The 17,330-nt window shown below is 48.7% G+C and carries 23 protein-coding genes; 12 read left to right on the forward strand and 11 right to left on the reverse strand.

The genetic code is table 11. The features are described from left to right. The 6 genes from ACKFKF_RS29410 to ACKFKF_RS29435 form a co-directional block, all read left to right on the forward strand. Positions 1-506, forward strand: a 506-nt coding sequence (locus ACKFKF_RS29410; RefSeq protein WP_446870925.1) for an ATP-dependent Clp protease proteolytic subunit, incomplete at its 5' end; no start/stop codon positions are given. Between the two features lie 11 nt (positions 507-517). Next, positions 518-1,147: an ATP-dependent Clp protease proteolytic subunit gene (locus ACKFKF_RS29415; protein ID WP_446870927.1), complete on the forward strand. Its 630-nt coding sequence runs from the start codon at positions 518-520 to the stop codon at positions 1,145-1,147. A 21-nt stretch (positions 1,148-1,168) separates the two neighbouring features. Then, the gene (locus tag ACKFKF_RS29420) at positions 1,169-1,765 is read left to right on the forward strand and encodes an ATP-dependent Clp protease proteolytic subunit (protein WP_446857070.1); all 597 of its coding nucleotides are present in this window, start codon (positions 1,169-1,171) and stop codon (positions 1,763-1,765) included. Between the two features lie 150 nt (positions 1,766-1,915). After that, positions 1,916-2,536: a J domain-containing protein gene (locus ACKFKF_RS29425; RefSeq protein ID WP_446870928.1), complete on the forward strand. Its 621-nt coding sequence runs from the start codon at positions 1,916-1,918 to the stop codon at positions 2,534-2,536. 343 nt (positions 2,537-2,879) lie between these two features. Further along, entirely contained in the window at positions 2,880-3,326 is a 447-nt protein-coding gene (locus ACKFKF_RS29430) for an ATP-binding protein (protein ID WP_446857072.1), read from the forward strand. A gap of 219 nt (positions 3,327-3,545) precedes the next feature. Further along, complete coding sequence (locus ACKFKF_RS29435) at positions 3,546-3,746, forward strand: hypothetical protein (RefSeq protein ID WP_446870929.1); 201 nt, start codon at positions 3,546-3,548, stop codon at positions 3,744-3,746. Positions 3,747-3,748: 2 nt separating this feature from the next. Here the strand turns inward: ACKFKF_RS29435 and ACKFKF_RS29440 are convergent, their stop codons facing one another. Next, positions 3,749-4,033: a DUF6439 family protein gene (locus tag ACKFKF_RS29440; RefSeq protein ID WP_446870930.1), complete on the reverse strand. Its 285-nt coding sequence runs from the start codon at positions 4,031-4,033 to the stop codon at positions 3,749-3,751. 22 nt (positions 4,034-4,055) lie between these two features. Here ACKFKF_RS29440 and ACKFKF_RS29445 point away from each other — a divergent pair, with 22 nt between their 5' ends. Continuing rightward, positions 4,056-4,526 carry a hypothetical protein gene (locus ACKFKF_RS29445; RefSeq protein ID WP_446857075.1) on the forward strand — a complete coding sequence of 157 codons (471 nt, stop codon included), beginning with the start codon at positions 4,056-4,058 and terminating at the stop codon, positions 4,524-4,526. Next, positions 4,523-5,911 carry an asparagine--tRNA ligase gene (gene asnS, locus ACKFKF_RS29450; protein ID WP_446870931.1) on the forward strand — a complete coding sequence of 463 codons (1,389 nt, stop codon included), beginning with the start codon at positions 4,523-4,525 and terminating at the stop codon, positions 5,909-5,911. Before ACKFKF_RS29445 ends, asnS begins: the two co-directional genes overlap by 4 nt. A 265-nt stretch (positions 5,912-6,176) precedes the next feature. Here the strand turns inward: asnS and ACKFKF_RS29455 are convergent, their stop codons facing one another. Beyond that, positions 6,177-6,320 (reverse strand): high light inducible protein, encoded by a 144-nt coding sequence (locus ACKFKF_RS29455; RefSeq protein WP_446857077.1) that lies wholly within the window; start codon positions 6,318-6,320, stop codon positions 6,177-6,179. Positions 6,321-6,462: 142 nt separating this feature from the next. Here ACKFKF_RS29455 and ACKFKF_RS29460 point away from each other — a divergent pair, with 142 nt between their 5' ends. Continuing rightward, on the forward strand, positions 6,463-7,656 hold the full coding sequence (locus ACKFKF_RS29460) for a class I SAM-dependent methyltransferase (RefSeq protein ID WP_446870932.1): 1,194 nt from the start codon (positions 6,463-6,465) through the stop codon (positions 7,654-7,656). Positions 7,657-7,711: 55 nt separating this feature from the next. Here the strand turns inward: ACKFKF_RS29460 and ACKFKF_RS29465 are convergent, their stop codons facing one another. Together ACKFKF_RS29465 and ACKFKF_RS29470 are read right to left on the reverse strand one after the other, a co-directional pair. Further along, positions 7,712-7,930: a hypothetical protein gene (locus ACKFKF_RS29465; RefSeq protein ID WP_446870933.1), complete on the reverse strand. Its 219-nt coding sequence runs from the start codon at positions 7,928-7,930 to the stop codon at positions 7,712-7,714. Between the two features lie 73 nt (positions 7,931-8,003). Beyond that, positions 8,004-9,083, reverse strand: a complete 1,080-nt coding sequence (locus tag ACKFKF_RS29470; RefSeq protein WP_446857079.1) for a PIN domain-containing protein — start codon at positions 9,081-9,083, stop codon at positions 8,004-8,006. Positions 9,084-9,431: 348 nt separating this feature from the next. Here ACKFKF_RS29470 and hemW point away from each other — a divergent pair, with 348 nt between their 5' ends. Further along, positions 9,432-10,661, forward strand: coding sequence for a radical SAM family heme chaperone HemW (gene hemW / locus ACKFKF_RS29475; protein WP_446870935.1), 1,230 nt, complete (start codon positions 9,432-9,434; stop codon positions 10,659-10,661). Positions 10,662-11,099: 438 nt separating this feature from the next. Here hemW and ACKFKF_RS29480 read toward each other — a convergent pair whose 3' ends face one another. The 7 genes from ACKFKF_RS29480 to ACKFKF_RS29510 all read right to left on the reverse strand — a co-directional run bounded on the left by ACKFKF_RS29480 (position 11,100) and on the right by ACKFKF_RS29510 (position 16,396). Further along, positions 11,100-11,651 carry a DUF1643 domain-containing protein gene (locus ACKFKF_RS29480; protein WP_446870936.1) on the reverse strand — a complete coding sequence of 184 codons (552 nt, stop codon included), beginning with the start codon at positions 11,649-11,651 and terminating at the stop codon, positions 11,100-11,102. Positions 11,652-11,660: 9 nt separating this feature from the next. After that, complete coding sequence (locus tag ACKFKF_RS29485) at positions 11,661-12,272, reverse strand: hypothetical protein (RefSeq protein ID WP_446870937.1); 612 nt, start codon at positions 12,270-12,272, stop codon at positions 11,661-11,663. Positions 12,273-12,401: 129 nt separating this feature from the next. Continuing rightward, a complete protein-coding gene (locus tag ACKFKF_RS29490; protein WP_446870939.1) occupies positions 12,402-12,845 on the reverse strand; it encodes an NUDIX domain-containing protein in 444 nt (147 codons plus the stop codon). 326 nt (positions 12,846-13,171) lie between these two features. Continuing rightward, positions 13,172-14,230 (reverse strand): glycine oxidase ThiO, encoded by a 1,059-nt coding sequence (gene thiO / locus ACKFKF_RS29495; protein ID WP_446870940.1) that lies wholly within the window; start codon positions 14,228-14,230, stop codon positions 13,172-13,174. 6 nt (positions 14,231-14,236) lie between these two features. Then, the gene (locus ACKFKF_RS29500; protein WP_446870941.1) at positions 14,237-14,620 is read right to left on the reverse strand and encodes a hypothetical protein; all 384 of its coding nucleotides are present in this window, start codon (positions 14,618-14,620) and stop codon (positions 14,237-14,239) included. A 115-nt stretch (positions 14,621-14,735) separates the two neighbouring features. Beyond that, entirely contained in the window at positions 14,736-15,074 is a 339-nt protein-coding gene (locus ACKFKF_RS29505; RefSeq protein WP_446870942.1) for a 2Fe-2S iron-sulfur cluster-binding protein, read from the reverse strand. A 416-nt stretch (positions 15,075-15,490) separates the two neighbouring features. Further along, entirely contained in the window at positions 15,491-16,396 is a 906-nt protein-coding gene (locus ACKFKF_RS29510) for a CoB--CoM heterodisulfide reductase iron-sulfur subunit B family protein (RefSeq protein WP_446857087.1), read from the reverse strand. A gap of 385 nt (positions 16,397-16,781) precedes the next feature. Here ACKFKF_RS29510 and acpP point away from each other — a divergent pair, with 385 nt between their 5' ends. Next, positions 16,782-17,033, forward strand: coding sequence for an acyl carrier protein (gene acpP / locus ACKFKF_RS29515; protein WP_446857089.1), 252 nt, complete (start codon positions 16,782-16,784; stop codon positions 17,031-17,033). A gap of 161 nt (positions 17,034-17,194) precedes the next feature. After that, on the forward strand, positions 17,195-17,330 hold a 136-nt coding region (locus ACKFKF_RS29520; protein WP_446870943.1), incomplete at its 3' end, for a beta-ketoacyl synthase N-terminal-like domain-containing protein.

The raw sequence follows: 17,330 nt of genomic DNA on the forward strand, positions 1-17,330 counted from the left end.
AGTTGCTTTACCTTCAGTTTGACGATCCCGAAAAGCCAATTTTCTTCTACATCAACTCGACGGGCACCTCCTGGCAGGGTGAAACGATCGGCTTTGAAACCGAAGCATTTGCCGTGGCTGACACCTTGAGCTATATCAAGCCACCCGTTCACACGATTTGTATCGGTCAGGCCGTCGGCACGGCTGCGATGATCTTGTCTGCGGGGACTAAAGGCTGTCGCGCCAGTTTGCCCAATGCAACGATCGTGCTAAACCAGCCCAAGTCTGGCACCAGAGGACAGGCAACGGATATTCAAATTCGCGCCAAAGAAGTGTTAGAAAATCGAGCGGCGATTCTAGACATCCTCTCTAAGAACACTGGACAGTCCATTGAGAAGATTGTTAAGGATACCGATCGCACCTTCTATCTCACGCCTCATGAAGCGAAGGAATATGGACTGATCGATCGCGTCCTTGAAAGCACGAAACAGCTTCCTGTCCCGCTTCCTGCTCTGGCTTCATCATAGGCTTCTGGATTATGCAAGTTCCTTATCGCGTCCCTGGTAGTCAATATGTCCAGTGGGTTGACCTCTACACCCGCATGGCATTTGAGCGCATCGTTTTTCTCGACGAAGAGATCGACGACAACTTTGCTAACTTTGTGGTGGCCTTGCTGCTCTCTCTCGCTTCTGAAGATGCGACCAAGCCGATTTACGTCTACATCAACTCTCCGGGCGAACGGCTCTCAGGGGGCACTTCTTCTCTAGTGGCGAGTATGGCGATCTACGACACCATGCAGTACATCAAAGCGCCCATTCAGACGATTTGTTTGGGGCAAGCAGTTGGGACGGCGGCAATGATTTTATCATCGGGCACGAAGGGATTTCGATTCTGTCTCCCAAATGCAGAAATTGTACTGTCTCAACAGTTTGGGCAGAGTCGCGGACAGGCTACCGATATTCAAATCGATGCCAAAAAAATCGTGGACGATCGCAATAAGTTCCTCGAAATCTTGTCCAGCAACACGGGGCAACCCGCCGAAAAAATCGAGAAAGACATCGATCGCCGTCGCTACTTCACCCCTCAAACTGCCAAGGAATACGGTCTGATCGATCGCGTTCTTGAAAGCACCAAAGAACTGCCCAAACAGATTCCCGCTTCTGTCTAGTCCCCTTACCCCTTTGTCACTATGCCAATTGGTACTCCCAAAGTTCCCTATCGCCTGCCTGGTAGCTCCTACGAACAGTGGATCGACATCTACCAGCGCCTTAGCTTAGAGCGAATTATTTTCCTTAGCCAGGAAGTTGATGATGGGATTGCGAATGCGATCGTCGCCTCCATGCTCTATCTCGACTCCGAAGATCCCGGTAAGCCTATCTCCCTCTACATCAACTCCCCCGGCGGGTCGGTGACTGCGGGAATGGCGATCTACGACACCATGCAGCACATCAAATCAGATGTCGTAACGATCTGTGTCGGTCTTGCCGCTTCGATGGGTGCCTTTCTGCTGGCCGCTGGAACCAAAGGCAAACGGTTTGCACTTCCCCACGCTCGGATTATGATTCACCAACCCCTCGGCGGGACGGGACGCAGCCAAGCCAGTGATATCGAAATCGAGGCCAAAGAAATCCTTAGAATTCGGCATCACCTGAACACAATCCTGTCAGATCGCAGCGGACAGCCCCTCTCTAAAATTGAAAAAGACACCGATCGTGACTACTTCCTCTCAGCCGCAGACGCTAAAGAGTATGGTCTGATTGACAAAGTGATTGAATCGGTCAGCTAAAGAGCAACCTAAGCAGGTGTCACACTTAATTGACACAGGGACGCACTGAGCGTAGATGCATTCCGGTTAATACTGCGTCCCTCTTCCTCTTTTGGCATTATTTTTGACTTCATGGCAGAATTCTAAGTGATTCTGCTTTTTTCATATCTAATGAATATTGCAGACTGCTATCGATTATTAGGACTGAGAACGGGAGCCTCTTATGAGGACATCAAAGCCGCTTATCGTCGCTTGGCCCGGCAGCTTCATCCAGATATCAACCCTGGCGATCGCCGATCGCAAGAAAAGTTCATTCAAGTCAACGAGGCTTACCGATTTTTGTTGGGCGTAGTCAGTCCACCTGGAATTGAGAATGACTCACCCAAAACGTCTCCGCCTTCAGAATCGACTAAACCCAAAATCAAAGTCACTCGCAAAGCAGAGAAGCCTAGTCCCGTCCAGTCCAATCCCAATCATTCATTAATAGACCAGCAGCTTAAGCAAACTTCTTATGAGCAGTTGCAGCAGTTTTTGAGAAGTCGGCGGTTTCCACGAGCGATCGCCCTTGTCGAAGGACTGGCCCAGCGGCTCCCCTCTGATCCCGAAATTCGTCAATGGCAAGCCATCACCTATCAGCGCTGGGGACATCACCTGATCCAAGACAAACAGTTTGACAAAGCTCGGCTTTACTTAAAGAAAGCACTGCGAACTGACCCCCACAATCGATCGCTCTGGGGTGAAGTCGAACGAGACTTTCGCCGAATCGAGCAGCTTCTCTATCAGAAAAAATAGACATTAGGCTGTTCTGTAGCCCTTGTTACCTGCCGATTTGTAAGACAATTACTCCCGCAAATTGCAGTCAGGGGGATGCTTTTCTAGTAGCACTTTGGTATAGTTGAGATACAAATAAACCGCTACTCAGGGATAGCTGACAGCTTTAGGGGTGTCAAAAATCTTTGTGAGTGGGACTGCTCAGACCTTGAGCGTCACAGCCTTTTAATACTTCCCTAGATCACAAACTCTTCTGTGAAGAACATTGATAGTTGGAATTAAGTCGGATGTAGCCGTGCGTTTTAAAACCACGCTTGCTTAACAAGAGTACGCTTATCCACTTGAAAGCTACGGGGTTTTCCGAGTGATTGCTATTTCACCTCGTCCTACTGGACGCAACTGGAACACAGTTAGCTTTGCCTCCACTCTCTACCTGATTCCAATTCTGGATCTTTTGCTCTCAAAGGTGCCCAGTCAATGGCAGGCTGAGATCAGGCTAGGGTTACAAGAAGCGTTGGTAAATGCTGCCAAGCACGGGAATAATCTTGACCCTGGCAAAAAGGTTTTGGTTCATTTCTCGGCAGTTTCGGATCACTATTGGTGGGTAATTTCGGATCAGGGAACTGGCTTTATGCCGCCTGAAAGTCAGGAAGATACAAGTTCTAAATTGCCCTGTGAAGAAGGGGATTGTGGTCGAGGACTCTATATTCTTCACCAGGTTTTCGATGAAGTCCAATGGAACCATCAGGGAACTGAATTAAGGCTTTGTAAACAGGTTAAGAAAACTGTCAGACAACCTCTGGTACTCTAGTACTGTTTTTTGCGTCTGTCAAGCGTCAACTCTATCGAGTGATTTCTCTCGAAAGCAACTTTGTACATCCTATTTTCGTCAAGATAGCAGCGCGACAACGTATCTGAAGGTTGTGACCACTTTGATCCCCGCTTCAGATGTTAGATACGCTCAATTTTTTGCTATCTTGGCAAAGCGTCAGGCTCCCTGACAAATGGGATCACTCATCTGAATTAAACAATGGAAACGAAAAAATTAGAGCTACTCCTTCTAGCGGGTTGCTCTTGCCTGTTAACGCTGCTATGTCAACCGATCGCCTCTGCGGTTACTTCTTCCTCCCCGGCTCCCAGTCCAGTGGTGCAGTCCTCTGTCCAGTTAGAAAGTGCCTACTGTAGAGTGAGCTTTCAAGACAAGTTGAAAGCGAGACGTAATCAAAATTAACTTTAGGACTTGTGTTTGTGGCTCTCGCAGGGGGGGGCAGAAACCGATCGATCCAGCCACCCACTGGCCTGCTGCACTCTTAATAGAGCTTCTTCTGGCTGATCTTTGAGAAGAAACACCAGGGCCACTGCAATTTGTTCACGAGATCTGGCTTTGCGATCGTTCTTAAGTCGATGCCAGTCGCGATCAGTAATGGTTAGCTTTTCGGAAAGTGCTTGTGCCAACTCTAAAGGACTGAACTCAGCTAGCTTGCTTGATGCAGCCGTTTGAAGCGTAGAATCTGTCATAAGCGCGTTGGGGATGGGTAAAATGAATCCACTCTCACTTTACTACGCTGGCATGGAGCCGTCTCAAGATCCCGATCGTTTGTCGCCTTCTAATCTGGAATCTGACCTGGAATTTGAGCAGTCTCTCCAGTCAGTGGAGCGATCGCTGCAAGAACTCAAAGACCGTCATCTTCAAATCCAGCGAGATCAAAAGCTTCAAGCAGCACTACAGACGCAGCGACCCCTTGTGGGCAACTCGAAGAGATCGCAGCTAGATCAAGGCAAATCGCCTGAGCTTCAAGTAGAATTACGGAAGATCGAGCAGCAGCTAGAAGAACTCGAAGTCAGTCTGGAGAGCCGTTTATTTTCTTGGGCGGGCTTTAAAGAAGTCTTTTGGCAAGCCGTTCGATTTTGTGGACTGGGCATCCTTGTTGGTTGGTCACTCGCCTTCTACACCCTAAAGAACCCCACTCCCTCCCACGCGCCACCCCCTACACCCCCAGTTGCTCCATGACACGACGGATTGCAGAAATTCTACGCAGTGGTCAACCCGATGAGTCAGTTACGATTCAAGGCTGGGTTCGGACGAAGCGGGAGCAAAAAGGCTTTTCATTTATCGAAGTGAATGATGGCTCGTCGATGGCTGGGCTGCAAGTGGTAATCAACGAGAGCGTGCCGGACTATGGCGCGATCGTCAAACGGCTCAGTACGGGCGCATCGGTTGAGGTGTCTGGCGTGTTGGTGCCGTCTCCGGGCAAGGGGCAGCGCATTGAGGTGAAAGCCGATTCGGTAGCCGTATTTGGTGAGGCAGATCCCGAAACCTATCCATTGCAAAAGAAGCGCCATTCGTTTGAGTTTTTGCGAGACATTGGACACTTACGATCGCGCACCAACACCTTTGGAGCCGTTTTTCGCGTTCGGAATGCCTGCGCGGCAGCGATTCACCAGTTTTTTCAGGAAAGAGGATTTCTTTGGGTTCATACGCCGATCATTTCTGCCAGCGATTGTGAAGGGGCGGGTGAGATGTTTGCGGTGACGAGTCTGGACTTGAAGAAAATTCCGACAACGCCCGATCAAAAGATTGACTACAGCAAAGACTTCTTTGGCAAGCCTGCTTATCTGACGGTCAGCGGACAGTTAGAAGCTGAGATTATGGCCATGGCCTTTAGCAACGTTTATACGTTTGGGCCGACGTTTCGGGCAGAAAACTCAAATACCTCTCGTCACCTGGCAGAGTTTTGGATGGTCGAGCCTGAGATGGCTTTCTGCGATCTAGATGGCGATATGGATCTAGCAGAAGCATTTCTCAAATACATTTTTTCCTATGTGCTGGAGCATTGTCCTGATGACATGCAGTTCTTTAACGATCGCATTGACAATTCTGTTTTACAAACGGCCGAAAATATCACCAGCAATCAGTTTGAGCGATTAACCTACACGGATGCGGTGGCGCTATTAGCGAAGAGCGATCGTCCCTTTGAGTATCCGGTTGAATGGGGTCTGGATCTGCAATCTGAACACGAACGCTGTCTAGCAGAAGAGTTATTCAAAAAGCCCGTGATTGTGACAGACTATCCCACACAGATTAAAGCGTTTTATATGCGCCTGAGCGACGACGAAAAGACCGTCCGGGCGATGGATATTCTCGCTCCCAAAATTGGCGAAATCATCGGTGGCTCTCAGCGCGAGGAGCGACTGGATGTTTTAGAGCGACGCATCAAGGCGCAGGGGCTAAACGTCGAGGATTACTGGTGGTATCTGGATCTGCGGCGATATGGCACTGTTCCTCATGCGGGGTTTGGGCTGGGATTTGAGCGCTTAGTACAATTTATGACGGGCATGGGCAATATTCGCGATGTCATTCCCTTTCCCAGAGCGCCCTTGAGCGTTGAGTTTTAAGGCAAGATTTTCGCTTCAGTGATCAATCCAGAATGCCCTCTAAATCCCCACGAGTGAGGGACTTTGAATTGGCAACCTTGTCTGAAAGTCCCTCAGATTGGGGAGTTGGAGGGCAGAAGCTCCAAAAACGAAGCGAAGGAACTCTGTTAAACCCACGCAACGCTAGTTGAACGTTAAATAAAAAAAGCCTGGAGCGTAAAGATTACCCCCAGGACGTTCACTCTGATGAAAACGTTGTTTTACGTGCGAATGCTACGTCAAATTCTTACATCAAACCCAGTTGCTCTAGAATCCCCTTTCCTGTCATAAACTCGGTCGCGAAACCGATCGCAAGTCCCAACATTGCTAAACGACCGTTCCAGGTTTCAGCAAACGGGACAAATCCGAATTTAGGCTTTTGTTCTTCCATTTTGACCTCATTCTGGGGATAGACTTCTTAAGATAACTTAACGCTATTTGCAACATCCCGCAATAATCTATTAATTGAAAATTTGCGATCGCCCCATCGAGTGAGACACTAGATCAACGAGATCAAACGCTGTTTTTGTGCCATGTCAGATCCTCAATCAATTAGCGCTGCCGTCGCCGCACTCTATAACACTTATCCTTTTCCGCCTGAGCCGCTGTTAGATGAGCCGCCGCCTGGCTATAACTGGCGCTGGAATTGGTCAGCCGCCTACAACTTTTGTACCGGGAGAAAGCCCCAGCGACAAGACATTCGCATTCTCGATGCAGGCTGTGGGACGGGCGTGGGAACTGAATATCTGGTTCACTTAAATCCGCAGGCACAGGTCACGGGGATCGATTTGAGTTCGGGGACGTTGGCCGTTGCGAGAGAACGCTGTCAACGATCGGGAGCCAATCGCGTCAAATTTCATCACCTCAGCCTCTACGAGGCCAACCAGCTTCCAGGAAAGTTTGATCTGATCAACTGCGTGGGCGTGTTGCATCATTTGCCTGACCCGATTCGCGGCATTCAGTCTTTGGCGACCAAACTGGCTCCGGGCGGACTGATGCACATTTTTGTCTACGCCGAATTGGGGCGCTGGGAAATTAACCTGATGCAGCAAGCGATCGCGCTTCTTCAGGGCAACCAGCGAGGTGACTATCGAGACGGTGTGCAGGTTGGTCGTCAAATTTTTGAGACGCTGCCCGAAAACAATCGCCTGGTGCAGCGAGAACAAGAACGCTGGTCAATGGAAAACCGACGCGACGAATGTTTTGCCGATATGTATGTCCATCCCCAGGAAATTGACTACAACATTGAGACGCTGTTTCAACTAATTGATGCGTCTGGGCTAAAATTTCTGGGCTTCTCTAATCCGCGCCAGTGGACGCTCGATCGCCTACTCGCCAAAAACCCTGACTTAATGCGACGGGCAGAAGGACTGAGCGATCGCCAACGATACCGCCTAATCGAACTGCTCGACCCCTCCTCGGTGACTCATTACGAATTCTTTTTAGCCAGAGGCGAACTTCCGCTTGCCGATTGGTCTGCCGATGAAGCGCTGCTCAAAGCCATTCCTGAACGCAGCCCCTGTATAGAAGGTTGGGAGAGCAAGTGTTTGTTTAACTACGACTACCAGATTTTGAATTTGTCAGACGAAGCGTTTAAATTTATGCAGGCTTGTGATGCCAACCAAGATCAGCGATCGGTCGCAGACCTTCTCACCGATGCGCCATTGGAATTGGCGGGCGTGCGATCGCTTCAACAACAACAGCTAATTTTACTCACTCCTCAGTAGTGTGAACTTTTTACTCACTCCTCAGTAGTGTGAACTTTGAACCGAAACTCTTCTCTTAAAGTCGCCCAAAATTGGCAGCTTGGGGGCAGAGGCGTTGAACAACGAAGCGATCAAATCCAGTTATTCCGTTGACATTCCATTCAGGCAAACAACACTTCAAGAGCGTATTACTTCTCAGCTTTCCAGGTGCCGCCGTAAACATAGAAAGGATTGTTGTGGCTGATCCGCTCCCAGCAGTTGCGACAAACAAAAACCCACTCGGCTGACTCGTCATGTCGAACACGGTAGAGGACAGGAGCCGATTGTATGCAGAAATGACAACCCTTTTGACGTACCCGCTTCATTAACTAAGCGAGCGCGGAGGCTTTGGGTCGAGCAAAAATCATTCGTCCTGCCGAAGTTTGTAGCGCACTGGTGACAATGACTTGCAGTTCTCCACCCACATAAGCGCGACCTTCTTCGACGACGACCATCGTCCCATCATCCAGATAGCCAATACCTTGAGCAGGTTCTTTGCCTTCTCGAAGAATTTTGAGATCCAGGCTGTCTCCCGGCAGATAAGAAGGGCGAACGGCTTGAGTTAAATCGTTCACATTCAACACAGAGACGCTCTGGACGCTGGCCACCTTATTCAGGTTGTAATCTGTAGTGAGCAGCGTTCCATTGATGTCTTGCACCAGACGCACCAGTTTTGCATCAACGGTCGAAATCTCTTCATAGTCGGCAGAGTGAATGATCACGCGATCGGGATAAGCCTCGCGCAGACGGTTGAGAATATCTAACCCACGCCGCCCCCGAACCCGCTTTTGATCGCTAGAAGCATCCGCGACCTGCTGCAATTCTTGAAGCACAAACTGAGGAACGAGTAATTGCCCTTCTAAGAAGCCAGTATCGAGTAGAGAAGCAATCCGACCGTCAATGATGCAGCTTGTATCTAAAACTTTGGTACTCGAAGGTCTGAGGCTACCTTCTGAGAACAAGAGCGTTTCGACACTGTTGGGATTAATTAATCGAAGCAGCGATCGTCCATGCACATCCGCCAATGACACGCCAGAGACCGCAAACATCAGACTTCCTACCACAGCCGCCAGAGGCTTGATAAATGAGAACTCTTGAGGAATGGGCAGCAGAAATATTGGAGCCAGCAAGAGATTGGCTACCAGCAAGCCCAGCACCAAGCCAACCGATCGACTCAACAAAACATGGGCAGGCATTTCGCGAATTTGTCGAGTAACACGCCGATAGCCAGTCTGAGCGACCAACCCAACCGCAATTCCGATCATGGCTCCAAAACCCGCCAAAACGACGCGAAGGGCATCTGGGTTGGTTGCCTGCTGCAAAACACTACCAGGTAGCGCTTCAATGCCGTGGTAGCCGATCCCCGCTCCTGCTAGGATGAATGAAATAAGAATGATGGCATCAATCATAATCTTGAAAGGTGGGGGACTGAATTTATTTTGAATGAGTGATTTTGAATAAATACTATTTGAAAAGCAGTTTTTGAGACTCTTCTGAAATGAGGATTGTGAAGGAGTTCTGAACGCTAAAATCTAGTTAGATTGCTATGAGAATAGTATATCTTATACGCTTATAGAATTTTTCTCTTAATCCCTTTCTGCGTGGGCGGTTAACCCTACAAAGCGAGAATCCTTAGCGACACAAAAATCAATATTTTGGCTTAGTGTAAGCACTAATTTTTTAAGATTAAATTAACATTTTCGCTTATAGAGATAATCGTTAAGAAAGGATCGAAAGCGGAGCTAATCAAAAAGCTTATGGAGTTGATGATCCCCAGGTCTGCTTACCTGCATATTCCTTTTTGTCGGCGGCGGTGTTTCTACTGCGATTTTCCAATCTCGGTAGTTGGGGATACGCTAAATGGCAACAATTCAGGCACGATCGCTCACTATGTTAACGTTTTGTGTCAAGAGATTCGGCTGACTTCTGGCTTTGGGCAATCCTTAAACACTGTTTTCTTTGGCGGCGGCACTCCTTCACTGCTGTCTGTGAGCCAGTTGAGCCAGATTCTTGAGACGCTTGATGAGCAGTTTGGACTCGCCACCGACGCTGAAATCTCAATGGAGGTTGATCCGGGTACGTTTGATTTTGAGCAAATTGTGGGCTATCGATCGTCCGGCGTAAATCGAGTCAGTTTGGGAGTGCAGGCCTTTCAGTCAGAGCTTTTGAGCGTTTGTGGGCGCACCCATTCTGTTGAGGATGTCTATGCTGCGATCGGTCTCATTCATCAAGCAAACATTGAGAATTTCAGCCTTGATTTGATTTCAGGATTGCCGCATCAAACGATGGCTCAATGGCAAGATTCTCTAGAGAAAGCGATCGCTCTCAGTCCCAACCATCTCTCAGTCTATGATTTGACGATCGAACCAATCACTCCTTTTGGCAAGCACTATCATCCCGGTGCCACGCCGTTACCCACGGATGAAACAGCCGCTGAAATGTATCGGGTCGCTCAACACATTCTCACCGCTCATGGCTACGAGCATTATGAGATTTCTAACTATGCTCAAGCGGGCTATCAGTGTCAACACAATCGAGTTTATTGGGAGAATCGATCGTTTTATGGCTTTGGAATGGGGGCAACAAGTTATTTGCAGGGCGATCGAGTTTCTCGTCCCCGTAAGACTCGTGAATATTTTGAATGGGTGAGTAAAAAAGGTGAGCGCGATCGCTTAGATCCAATTGTGCCAGGCTCTTCAGAGGTTTTACTAGATACGTTGATGGTTGGTCTACGCCTGGCTGAGGGCTTGAGTATTACAAGTTTGATTCAACAGTTTGGTGAGTCTCAATTCAACAAAATCTGGACTTGTTTACAGCCTTATCAAAAGATAGGATGGGTAGAGATATTAGGAAGTCAAAATCAGCCTGTAGTAGTTAATCATCAAGAGAGCGATCGAGGACGATTGCGGTTTACTGATCCTGAAGGTTTTTTGTTTTCTAATGTGATGTTGGTAAAGCTGTTTGAAACATTTGGTGAATTGGACTAATGGGTGATTTATAGATAGAAACTTTGAAAGGAGTTTATGTACTCACTCAAAGAGAGAATCGTTGGCTAACCTTACTTGAATGTTATTAATTTAGGAATTGTGAGCCGTATTCACCCTACAAATTCTTAGGTTTTCAGCAATTAATTGACGCTTATTTGAGAGTTGTTCAACTTTACTTAAATATTCCCTACAAAAAACTATAGCAATCCCAAATCACTCGTGAAATGCAGAATTGATCATGCCCCCTAAATCCCCCAAAGTTGGGGGACTTTGAGCCGAGAGACTTCCTAGATTTCAAGACCCATTCCCCAATTTCAAAGTCCCCCAGACTGGGGGATTTAGGGGGCGAAGCGGACTGGAACAGAGCGACAAAAATCTGTTTATGACTCATTTAAGGATTGCTATAGAGACAGCTATTCAAAAAGCTGGTGATGCAGACTAATGAGAAGCCAAACTAAATTTTACTAGGAGCGTAGTGCTTTTGAGATAGAGCGGATGGCGCGGTTGTCCAAGTTTTGTGGTGCCGAGACAGTAGAGCGTTGGGTGTGAATCGAGCAATTTTATTACCGTACGATCGCGCTCTCCCAGCATCCCCCAATTTCCCCACGCCAGGACGATCGTTTCCACTCGTTTCGTCAATCTGAGAATAGAGCGATCGTTCTCTTTGCCAATCGGATCGTCTGCTTGCTTGAGTAAGTCAGGCGTTTTTGCCCGATAAGCAAACAGATTTGCGACTTCTAGCCCTCCATAGCCCCAAGACTTCGCAAACCCAATACAGCGTCGAATTGTAGGATCATCGCTCACTTCATCCGCCCGATTGGGATTGAGCATAATAAACCCAACACGAGGCGCATCACTCCACGATCGCTCCAACGAATACCGATAAGTCGTCAGAAGCAATGAAGAAGTTAACGCTTGAGTTTTGAATTCTTGAGCTTTGAATTCTTGAGCTTTGAACTGAACAATTTTTGCTCTCTCTTCATCCCTCATCCCTCATCCCTACCCGATTGGCACTCTCCCCACTCGCACCGCATGAATCGACTCACTCCCCGACTCAGGAAAGCCTCGACGATAAAGAGCTTCTTCGGGTCTGCCCCAGCCAAGCTGCAAAATCACTTCTAAAGCGTCCGATCGCCCTTGATGGCTGAGGGTCGCCCACTCCGATCGCTGCAAAATTCGCTCAATATCATCGTGGGTGACAGGTTGATAAAACTTTCCAGTGTTCATGCTCAAGTAGAAATCCATCCCAACCGTGGTTTCTCGCCAAAAATCGACGATCGAGGACTTAGCGGCTTTGAGCGTCTGCAAATCTTCACTCAAGCTGATCAACTGATCGTCAATCTTGGGATAGTGGAAGGCTTTTCCCTCAATCAAAAGATGTTGCCAGACGATGCCAGAGACTTGATGTTCTCGTTGATAGCAATGAACCGTCTTGCGAAAGTCGTTGTAAGCCGTAAACTTTTGAATGCCGTCGGCTTTAACAAAGCGATCAATTAAAGGATTCATGCCCGAAGGGGTAACAGCCAAATTTAAGCGCTGCCCATTGATACAGGCTCGTCGCTCTTCTGCCAGGATTTTGATTAACTCCTCGGTGCTGTAGACTTTTGACATCTCAAAATCCTCTAGCTGGAGTGGTCACGAATTCATCAAACGTTTCTACGTGAATCGTAGCTTGCGATCGCGGATCAGTCTGTATTCATCGCGGTCTTTTTAACAATTCATAGACGCACCATCGACAGGTCACAAGCGCGGACGAATGCCATAGTGACGGTACTGCAAATATTCATTGAGAATGCGATCGTGATCAAAGCAAAGATTGGTAGGAATTTCCCAAATCTCGGTAATTTTAGAGTTTTTGGCATCGTCGCCTGCTTTAGGTTCACCCGTCGCCGTCGCAAGGTAAACCACACTTAACGTATGCTGACGGACATCTCGACTCGGATCAGAATAAACGTGAAACTGTTCGACGAGGGTAATCTCCAGTCCGACTTCTTCTAGCGCTTCTCGACGAGCGGCCGCTTCGGCGGATTCGCCATAGTCAATAAATCCTCCCGGAAGTGACCAACCGTAGGGAATGTTGAGACGTTCGATCAAAACGATCGGGCGATGGGGGCGATCGACCATCTCAATAATCATGTCAACCGCCGGGGAAGGATTGCGATAAGCCACAGCATCTTGCTCCACAAAAACCTAAGCAACGACTACAGTAGCGCGGGCTTTGAATAAATGTCACTGACTTGAGAACAGTAGGCAATTCTTGAAGTTTTCAGAACTTTGGAGACTGATGTCTACCAACGTCTACTAAGGATCGCGAATTAAATAAGGTCGTTTTTTGCCAAGCGACTTCGCCCCCTAAATCCCCCATTCTGGGGGACTTTGAGAAAGCAGAAATTCTAGAATTTAAGGCAGTTTCGCGGTTCAAAGTCCCCCAAATTTGGGGGATTTAGGGGGCAGAAGCCGAATCAAACGAAGCGAAACCGCGAGAACTACAGGTTGTTTAATTCACGATCCTAAATATGTCTAAATCTCGACCAATGAAAAGGCTGCAACAACGGGTCTGATTTTTGATTGAGAACGAATTCTGCGATCAGCGCCCCCGTAATTGGAGCCAATAAAATTCCGTTGCGGTAGTGTCCAGTCGCCAGGGTTAAATTTTGAAAGGGACTGTCTCCCAAAATAGGTAACTCGTCCGGTGTCGCAGGTCGAAACCCCCACCAAAATTCTTGAATCGGAAAGTCTTGTAGCTGAGGGTAAAGCCGAATAGCCGCCGAGAGGAGCGTTTGAATCCCTAATGGCGTATTACCAGACATAAAGCCAACATCCTCACTCGTGGCTCCAATCACAATCCGCCCATCATGACGCGGCACAATGTAGACCTCTGACCCATAGAGAACCGTCTGAAGCGGAAGTCCATCCTTCAAGTCAGGCACCTGTACCGACAGCATTTGTCCCTTTTTGGGCGAAACCGGAATCGACAGCAAATCTTGTGACCAGGCCCCAGTCGCCAGAATGTAGTGCTTGGCTTGCCAGCCGCCTTGGGAGGTTTGAAGATGAGTCACTCGATCGCCTTCACAAACCAGCTTCTCCACCGTTACGCCCGTCTTGATCTCCACCCCCAATTCTTGAACTGCCACCCACAGAGCATTAGCCAGCGATCGATTATCCACCTGCCCATCTTCAGGAAACCACCAACCGCCTACCACTTCTGCACTCAGACCCGATTGATGTTGGTGAATTTCGCCATCAAGCCAATAGAGAGAAGAACGCTGCGGTTTATAAACGGGTGCCAAAATTCCGCAGGGCCAGTAACCAGAATTGACACCTGATACAGCTTCTAGCTTTTGAGTCCAGTCAGTGTAGAGCGATCGACTTCTCAAACACAAATCCAACATTGGGCCAGGAGGAAGGGCTTCGGCTTGAGGGGCAAGCATTCCAGCGGCGGCTTGAGTAGCAGCCTGGGCAACATCTCGACAAAGTATCGTTACGGATGCGCCTTTTTGTCTGAGTTCGAGCGCGATCGCCAGACTGACAATGCCACCGCCCACCACCCCAACGTCACAAATCTTCATGCGTTGCTACCAGCCAGCCGGGATCGGGGGAGACGTTTGAGAAGCAGTTCCCCCAGTGGTTCCCGTAGCGTTGGGGTCGGTGCTATTGGGATTGTTAGCGTCAAAAGGCACCGTGGTTCCAGTCCCCTGATTGGCGTTGTCTGCCTGAGCGCTGGTGGTAGGTTGTTGGGTATTAAGGGGAGCCGTCCCAGTCCCCTGGTTTGACTGCTGGTTAGCCTGAGTATTTGGGCGCTGGGCATTTGCATCAGAGACGGGGGTGCGATCGCGATTGGTCGTCGCTAGCTGATTAGTTGTGCGCGTGTTAAACGGGAAAACCCCTGCAATGCTCAAGATCCAAGCGGTGGCGATCGCGATTAGCAATCCCCCAACGATTCTGCCAGAAGAGTTCATAGCTCCAAATGCCCTTTAAGTTCGTGGTCTGTTTTCAAGTTACCCAAGTTTTAAGATAAGAACGTGGCACCCAGGGTAGAAGCCATTTTTCGCAAGGCAGAGGGCAAGCGGTTGATCAGCCTTGAGATGTCCAACTTGTCCGATCGCCCTGTCCCCAAAATTCGTCAAACTTTGTTACTTGGATATCATCTAGCACTTGTACTTGACAAGCAAGCCGCCGCGCTCGATCGACTGAGTGAGGAAACACCGAAAGTCTCGCTTTTTCTCGCCATTCCATTGCTGAGACGGTGCCCGAAATTGCAACAGAGCAGGTGCCACAGGTGCCCAATCCATGACAGTTAATGATGGAGGCTGGGCCGTTGTAGAGGTCGATTCCATTGTCTAGCAGGACTTGGCGCAAGTTAGCACCCGTTTCACAGGCGATCGTTTTGCCTTGAGCCGTGATCTTGGGCATGGAGAATGCATCCTTTGTGAAGGGGCTGTGAAGGGGCGATCGAGCAGTTAGTTTTGAATCGTGATTTGACGCAAATTGAATGAAGTTCTTTGGCTTTGATGTCAAGCTTCTATCCCAATTCTGGGAGACTTCCAGACAAAATCTTCGAGCGTTGCCGAATCAGGGGATAATTGCCCCAAAGCGCAGGGAACTTCAACGTTCAAAGTTCCCCAATTTTGGGGGATTTAGGGGGCGAAAAGCTGGACACTTCCCACAGAGTCATCCCTCCAATCAGCAACGCCGATCTTCGCATCCTAATTTATACGTCGCTTGAGGAAACCATCTTCATTGTCGTTCATTTTCACCTGAGAAAGGGGATTCCTTTTAGAGAATAGAAGTTCAGAATAATTTGGAGTGAACTTTTAACCCTCAGCCCTTCAAAGTCCTAACTTTTCTAAAACAGGACGAGTTGAAACGATATGTCGATCGAGTCCCAATTCCTCCGGACTCACGCCCAAGGCCAGCGCCACCAGTTGAGACAAATGCAGCACAGGTAAGCCGAGTTTTTGACCGATCACTTTTTCGACTTCGGGCTGACGAGAATCGAGATTCAAATGACAGAGCGGGCACGGCGTAACCATACAATCAGCACCCTTGGCGATCGCTTCTTGAATGTGTGTTCCCGCCATTTTGAAGGACTGTTCAGGCGCATAGCTCGACAGCGGCCATCCACAGCACTGAGTCCGCCCCCGGTAAAGAATCGGAGTTGCGCCCAGCGATCGAAAAACATTCTCCATTGACTGCGGGTTAAACGGATCGTCAAACGGAATATGATCCTGTCCGCGCAGCAGATAACAGCCATAAAAGGCAGCACAGTTGAGATGAGAAAGTTTGCGAGTGACTTTTTGAGCGATCGCCTCCAGCCCATAGTCGCCTACCAACGCCCACAGCAAATGTTTCACGTCGGTTGAGCCTTGATACGGAGAGCAGCCTTCTTTTTTGAGAAAGCCATTCACCTGCTCTACATAATCAGGATTCTCGGTTTGGGCAGATTTTAGCCGATCATCGACGTGCCCGATCACCCCTTGACAAGTGCTGCAATGCGTCAATAACGGCAACTTTAACTGTTCGGCTAACGCAATATTTCGAGCATTCACCGTATCTTCGAGTAGCTGAGAATCTTCCTTGAATGTGCCAGAACCGCAGCAGGAAGCTTTTTTGAGTTCGACCAATTCGATACCGAGCGATCGCGACAGCGCCTTAGTGGATTGATCTAATTCTCGGCAGGCTCCCTGAGCAACACAGCCAGGAAAGTAGGCGTATCTGAGAGTTTGAGAAGGCATGGAGAAGATTCACGTCAACAACGTCTGATTCCAAGTCTCTAAGTTAGCGCGACGAAGGCGGCAAAGACGGAAGAGGTTAGGCCGGAGACATTAAACCAGAGACGTTGAACTGGCGTGAATTTGGGGGATGAAAGCTATTCGCTCCAATGTTCAGTGCTTCTGCCCCCCAATCTGCCAATTCAGGGAGACTTTCGGACAAGATTTTTGGCTCAAAGCTCAAAGTTCAGCGTCTAAAGTCTAAAGTCCAGCGTCCAGATCTAACGATCGCGCTTTCCGATAAGATGAAAAAATGCTCGAAATCATGGTGTCCTTTATAAGGCATTATGAGGGGGTTAAATCCACTTGATTAGCGATTGGTTGCGGCGGCAGCCAGTGAGGAAGATATATGAGCGAGACTGAAATTTTCGAGAAAGTACAGAAAATCGTGGCAGATCAACTCGGTGTCGAAACCAGCGCCGTTGTTCCTCAAGCCAGCTTTGCCAATGACCTAGGTGCAGACTCTCTAGACACAGTTGAATTGGTCATGGCCCTCGAAGAGGAATTCGACATCGAAATCCCCGATGAAGCCGCAGAAGAAATTGCTACCGTTCAATCGGCTGTAAATTACATCAACAGTAAGGTCACCGCATCAGCGTAGTGGGGAAGATGAGGGATGAAGGATGAAGGATGAGCCAACCCCAGATTCTAACTGTTTAAGCTGGTTGACTGGCAATCATTAGCCGTTGAACTGACTCGTTGAACTCACTGTATTCATCCCTCATCCCTCATCCTTCATCCCTTTCATTCATCACGGACATCATGACAAATCTAGTAAGTAAGCGCGTTGTTGTTACGGGTCTGGGGGCAATTACCCCGATCGGCAATACTCTGGCTGAATATTGGGACGGGCTGCTGAGTGGACGCAACGGCATCGCGCCGATTACCCTGTTTGATG

Source organism: Phormidesmis sp. 146-12, from assembly GCF_052939495.1.

Bases quoted from the DNA above. Each gene is read 5' to 3' on its own strand.
- ACKFKF_RS29425 (WP_446870928.1), top strand. From the start codon at position 1,916: ATGAATATTGCAGACTGCTATCGATTATTAGGACTGAGAACGGGAGCC.
- ACKFKF_RS29505 (WP_446870942.1), bottom strand. From the start codon at position 15,074: ATGCCCAAGATCACGGCTCAAGGCAAAACGATCGCCTGTGAAACGGGT.
- ACKFKF_RS29415 (WP_446870927.1), top strand. From the start codon at position 518: ATGCAAGTTCCTTATCGCGTCCCTGGTAGTCAATATGTCCAGTGGGTT.
- ACKFKF_RS29440 (WP_446870930.1), bottom strand. From the start codon at position 4,033: ATGACAGATTCTACGCTTCAAACGGCTGCATCAAGCAAGCTAGCTGAG.
- ACKFKF_RS29420 (WP_446857070.1), top strand. From the start codon at position 1,169: ATGCCAATTGGTACTCCCAAAGTTCCCTATCGCCTGCCTGGTAGCTCC.
- thiO (WP_446870940.1), bottom strand. From the start codon at position 14,230: ATGAAGATTTGTGACGTTGGGGTGGTGGGCGGTGGCATTGTCAGTCTG.
- ACKFKF_RS29485 (WP_446870937.1), bottom strand. From the start codon at position 12,272: ATGTCAAAAGTCTACAGCACCGAGGAGTTAATCAAAATCCTGGCAGAA.
- acpP (WP_446857089.1), top strand. From the start codon at position 16,782: ATGAGCGAGACTGAAATTTTCGAGAAAGTACAGAAAATCGTGGCAGAT.
- ACKFKF_RS29500 (WP_446870941.1), bottom strand. From the start codon at position 14,620: ATGAACTCTTCTGGCAGAATCGTTGGGGGATTGCTAATCGCGATCGCC.
- asnS (WP_446870931.1), top strand. From the start codon at position 4,523: ATGACACGACGGATTGCAGAAATTCTACGCAGTGGTCAACCCGATGAG.
- ACKFKF_RS29480 (WP_446870936.1), bottom strand. From the start codon at position 11,651: ATGAGGGATGAAGAGAGAGCAAAAATTGTTCAGTTCAAAGCTCAAGAA.
- ACKFKF_RS29460 (WP_446870932.1), top strand. From the start codon at position 6,463: ATGTCAGATCCTCAATCAATTAGCGCTGCCGTCGCCGCACTCTATAAC.
- ACKFKF_RS29445 (WP_446857075.1), top strand. From the start codon at position 4,056: ATGAATCCACTCTCACTTTACTACGCTGGCATGGAGCCGTCTCAAGAT.
- ACKFKF_RS29465 (WP_446870933.1), bottom strand. From the start codon at position 7,930: ATGACGAGTCAGCCGAGTGGGTTTTTGTTTGTCGCAACTGCTGGGAGC.
- hemW (WP_446870935.1), top strand. From the start codon at position 9,432: ATGGAGTTGATGATCCCCAGGTCTGCTTACCTGCATATTCCTTTTTGT.
- ACKFKF_RS29470 (WP_446857079.1), bottom strand. From the start codon at position 9,083: ATGATTGATGCCATCATTCTTATTTCATTCATCCTAGCAGGAGCGGGG.
- ACKFKF_RS29435 (WP_446870929.1), top strand. From the start codon at position 3,546: ATGGAAACGAAAAAATTAGAGCTACTCCTTCTAGCGGGTTGCTCTTGC.
- ACKFKF_RS29455 (WP_446857077.1), bottom strand. From the start codon at position 6,320: ATGGAAGAACAAAAGCCTAAATTCGGATTTGTCCCGTTTGCTGAAACC.
- ACKFKF_RS29510 (WP_446857087.1), bottom strand. From the start codon at position 16,396: ATGCCTTCTCAAACTCTCAGATACGCCTACTTTCCTGGCTGTGTTGCT.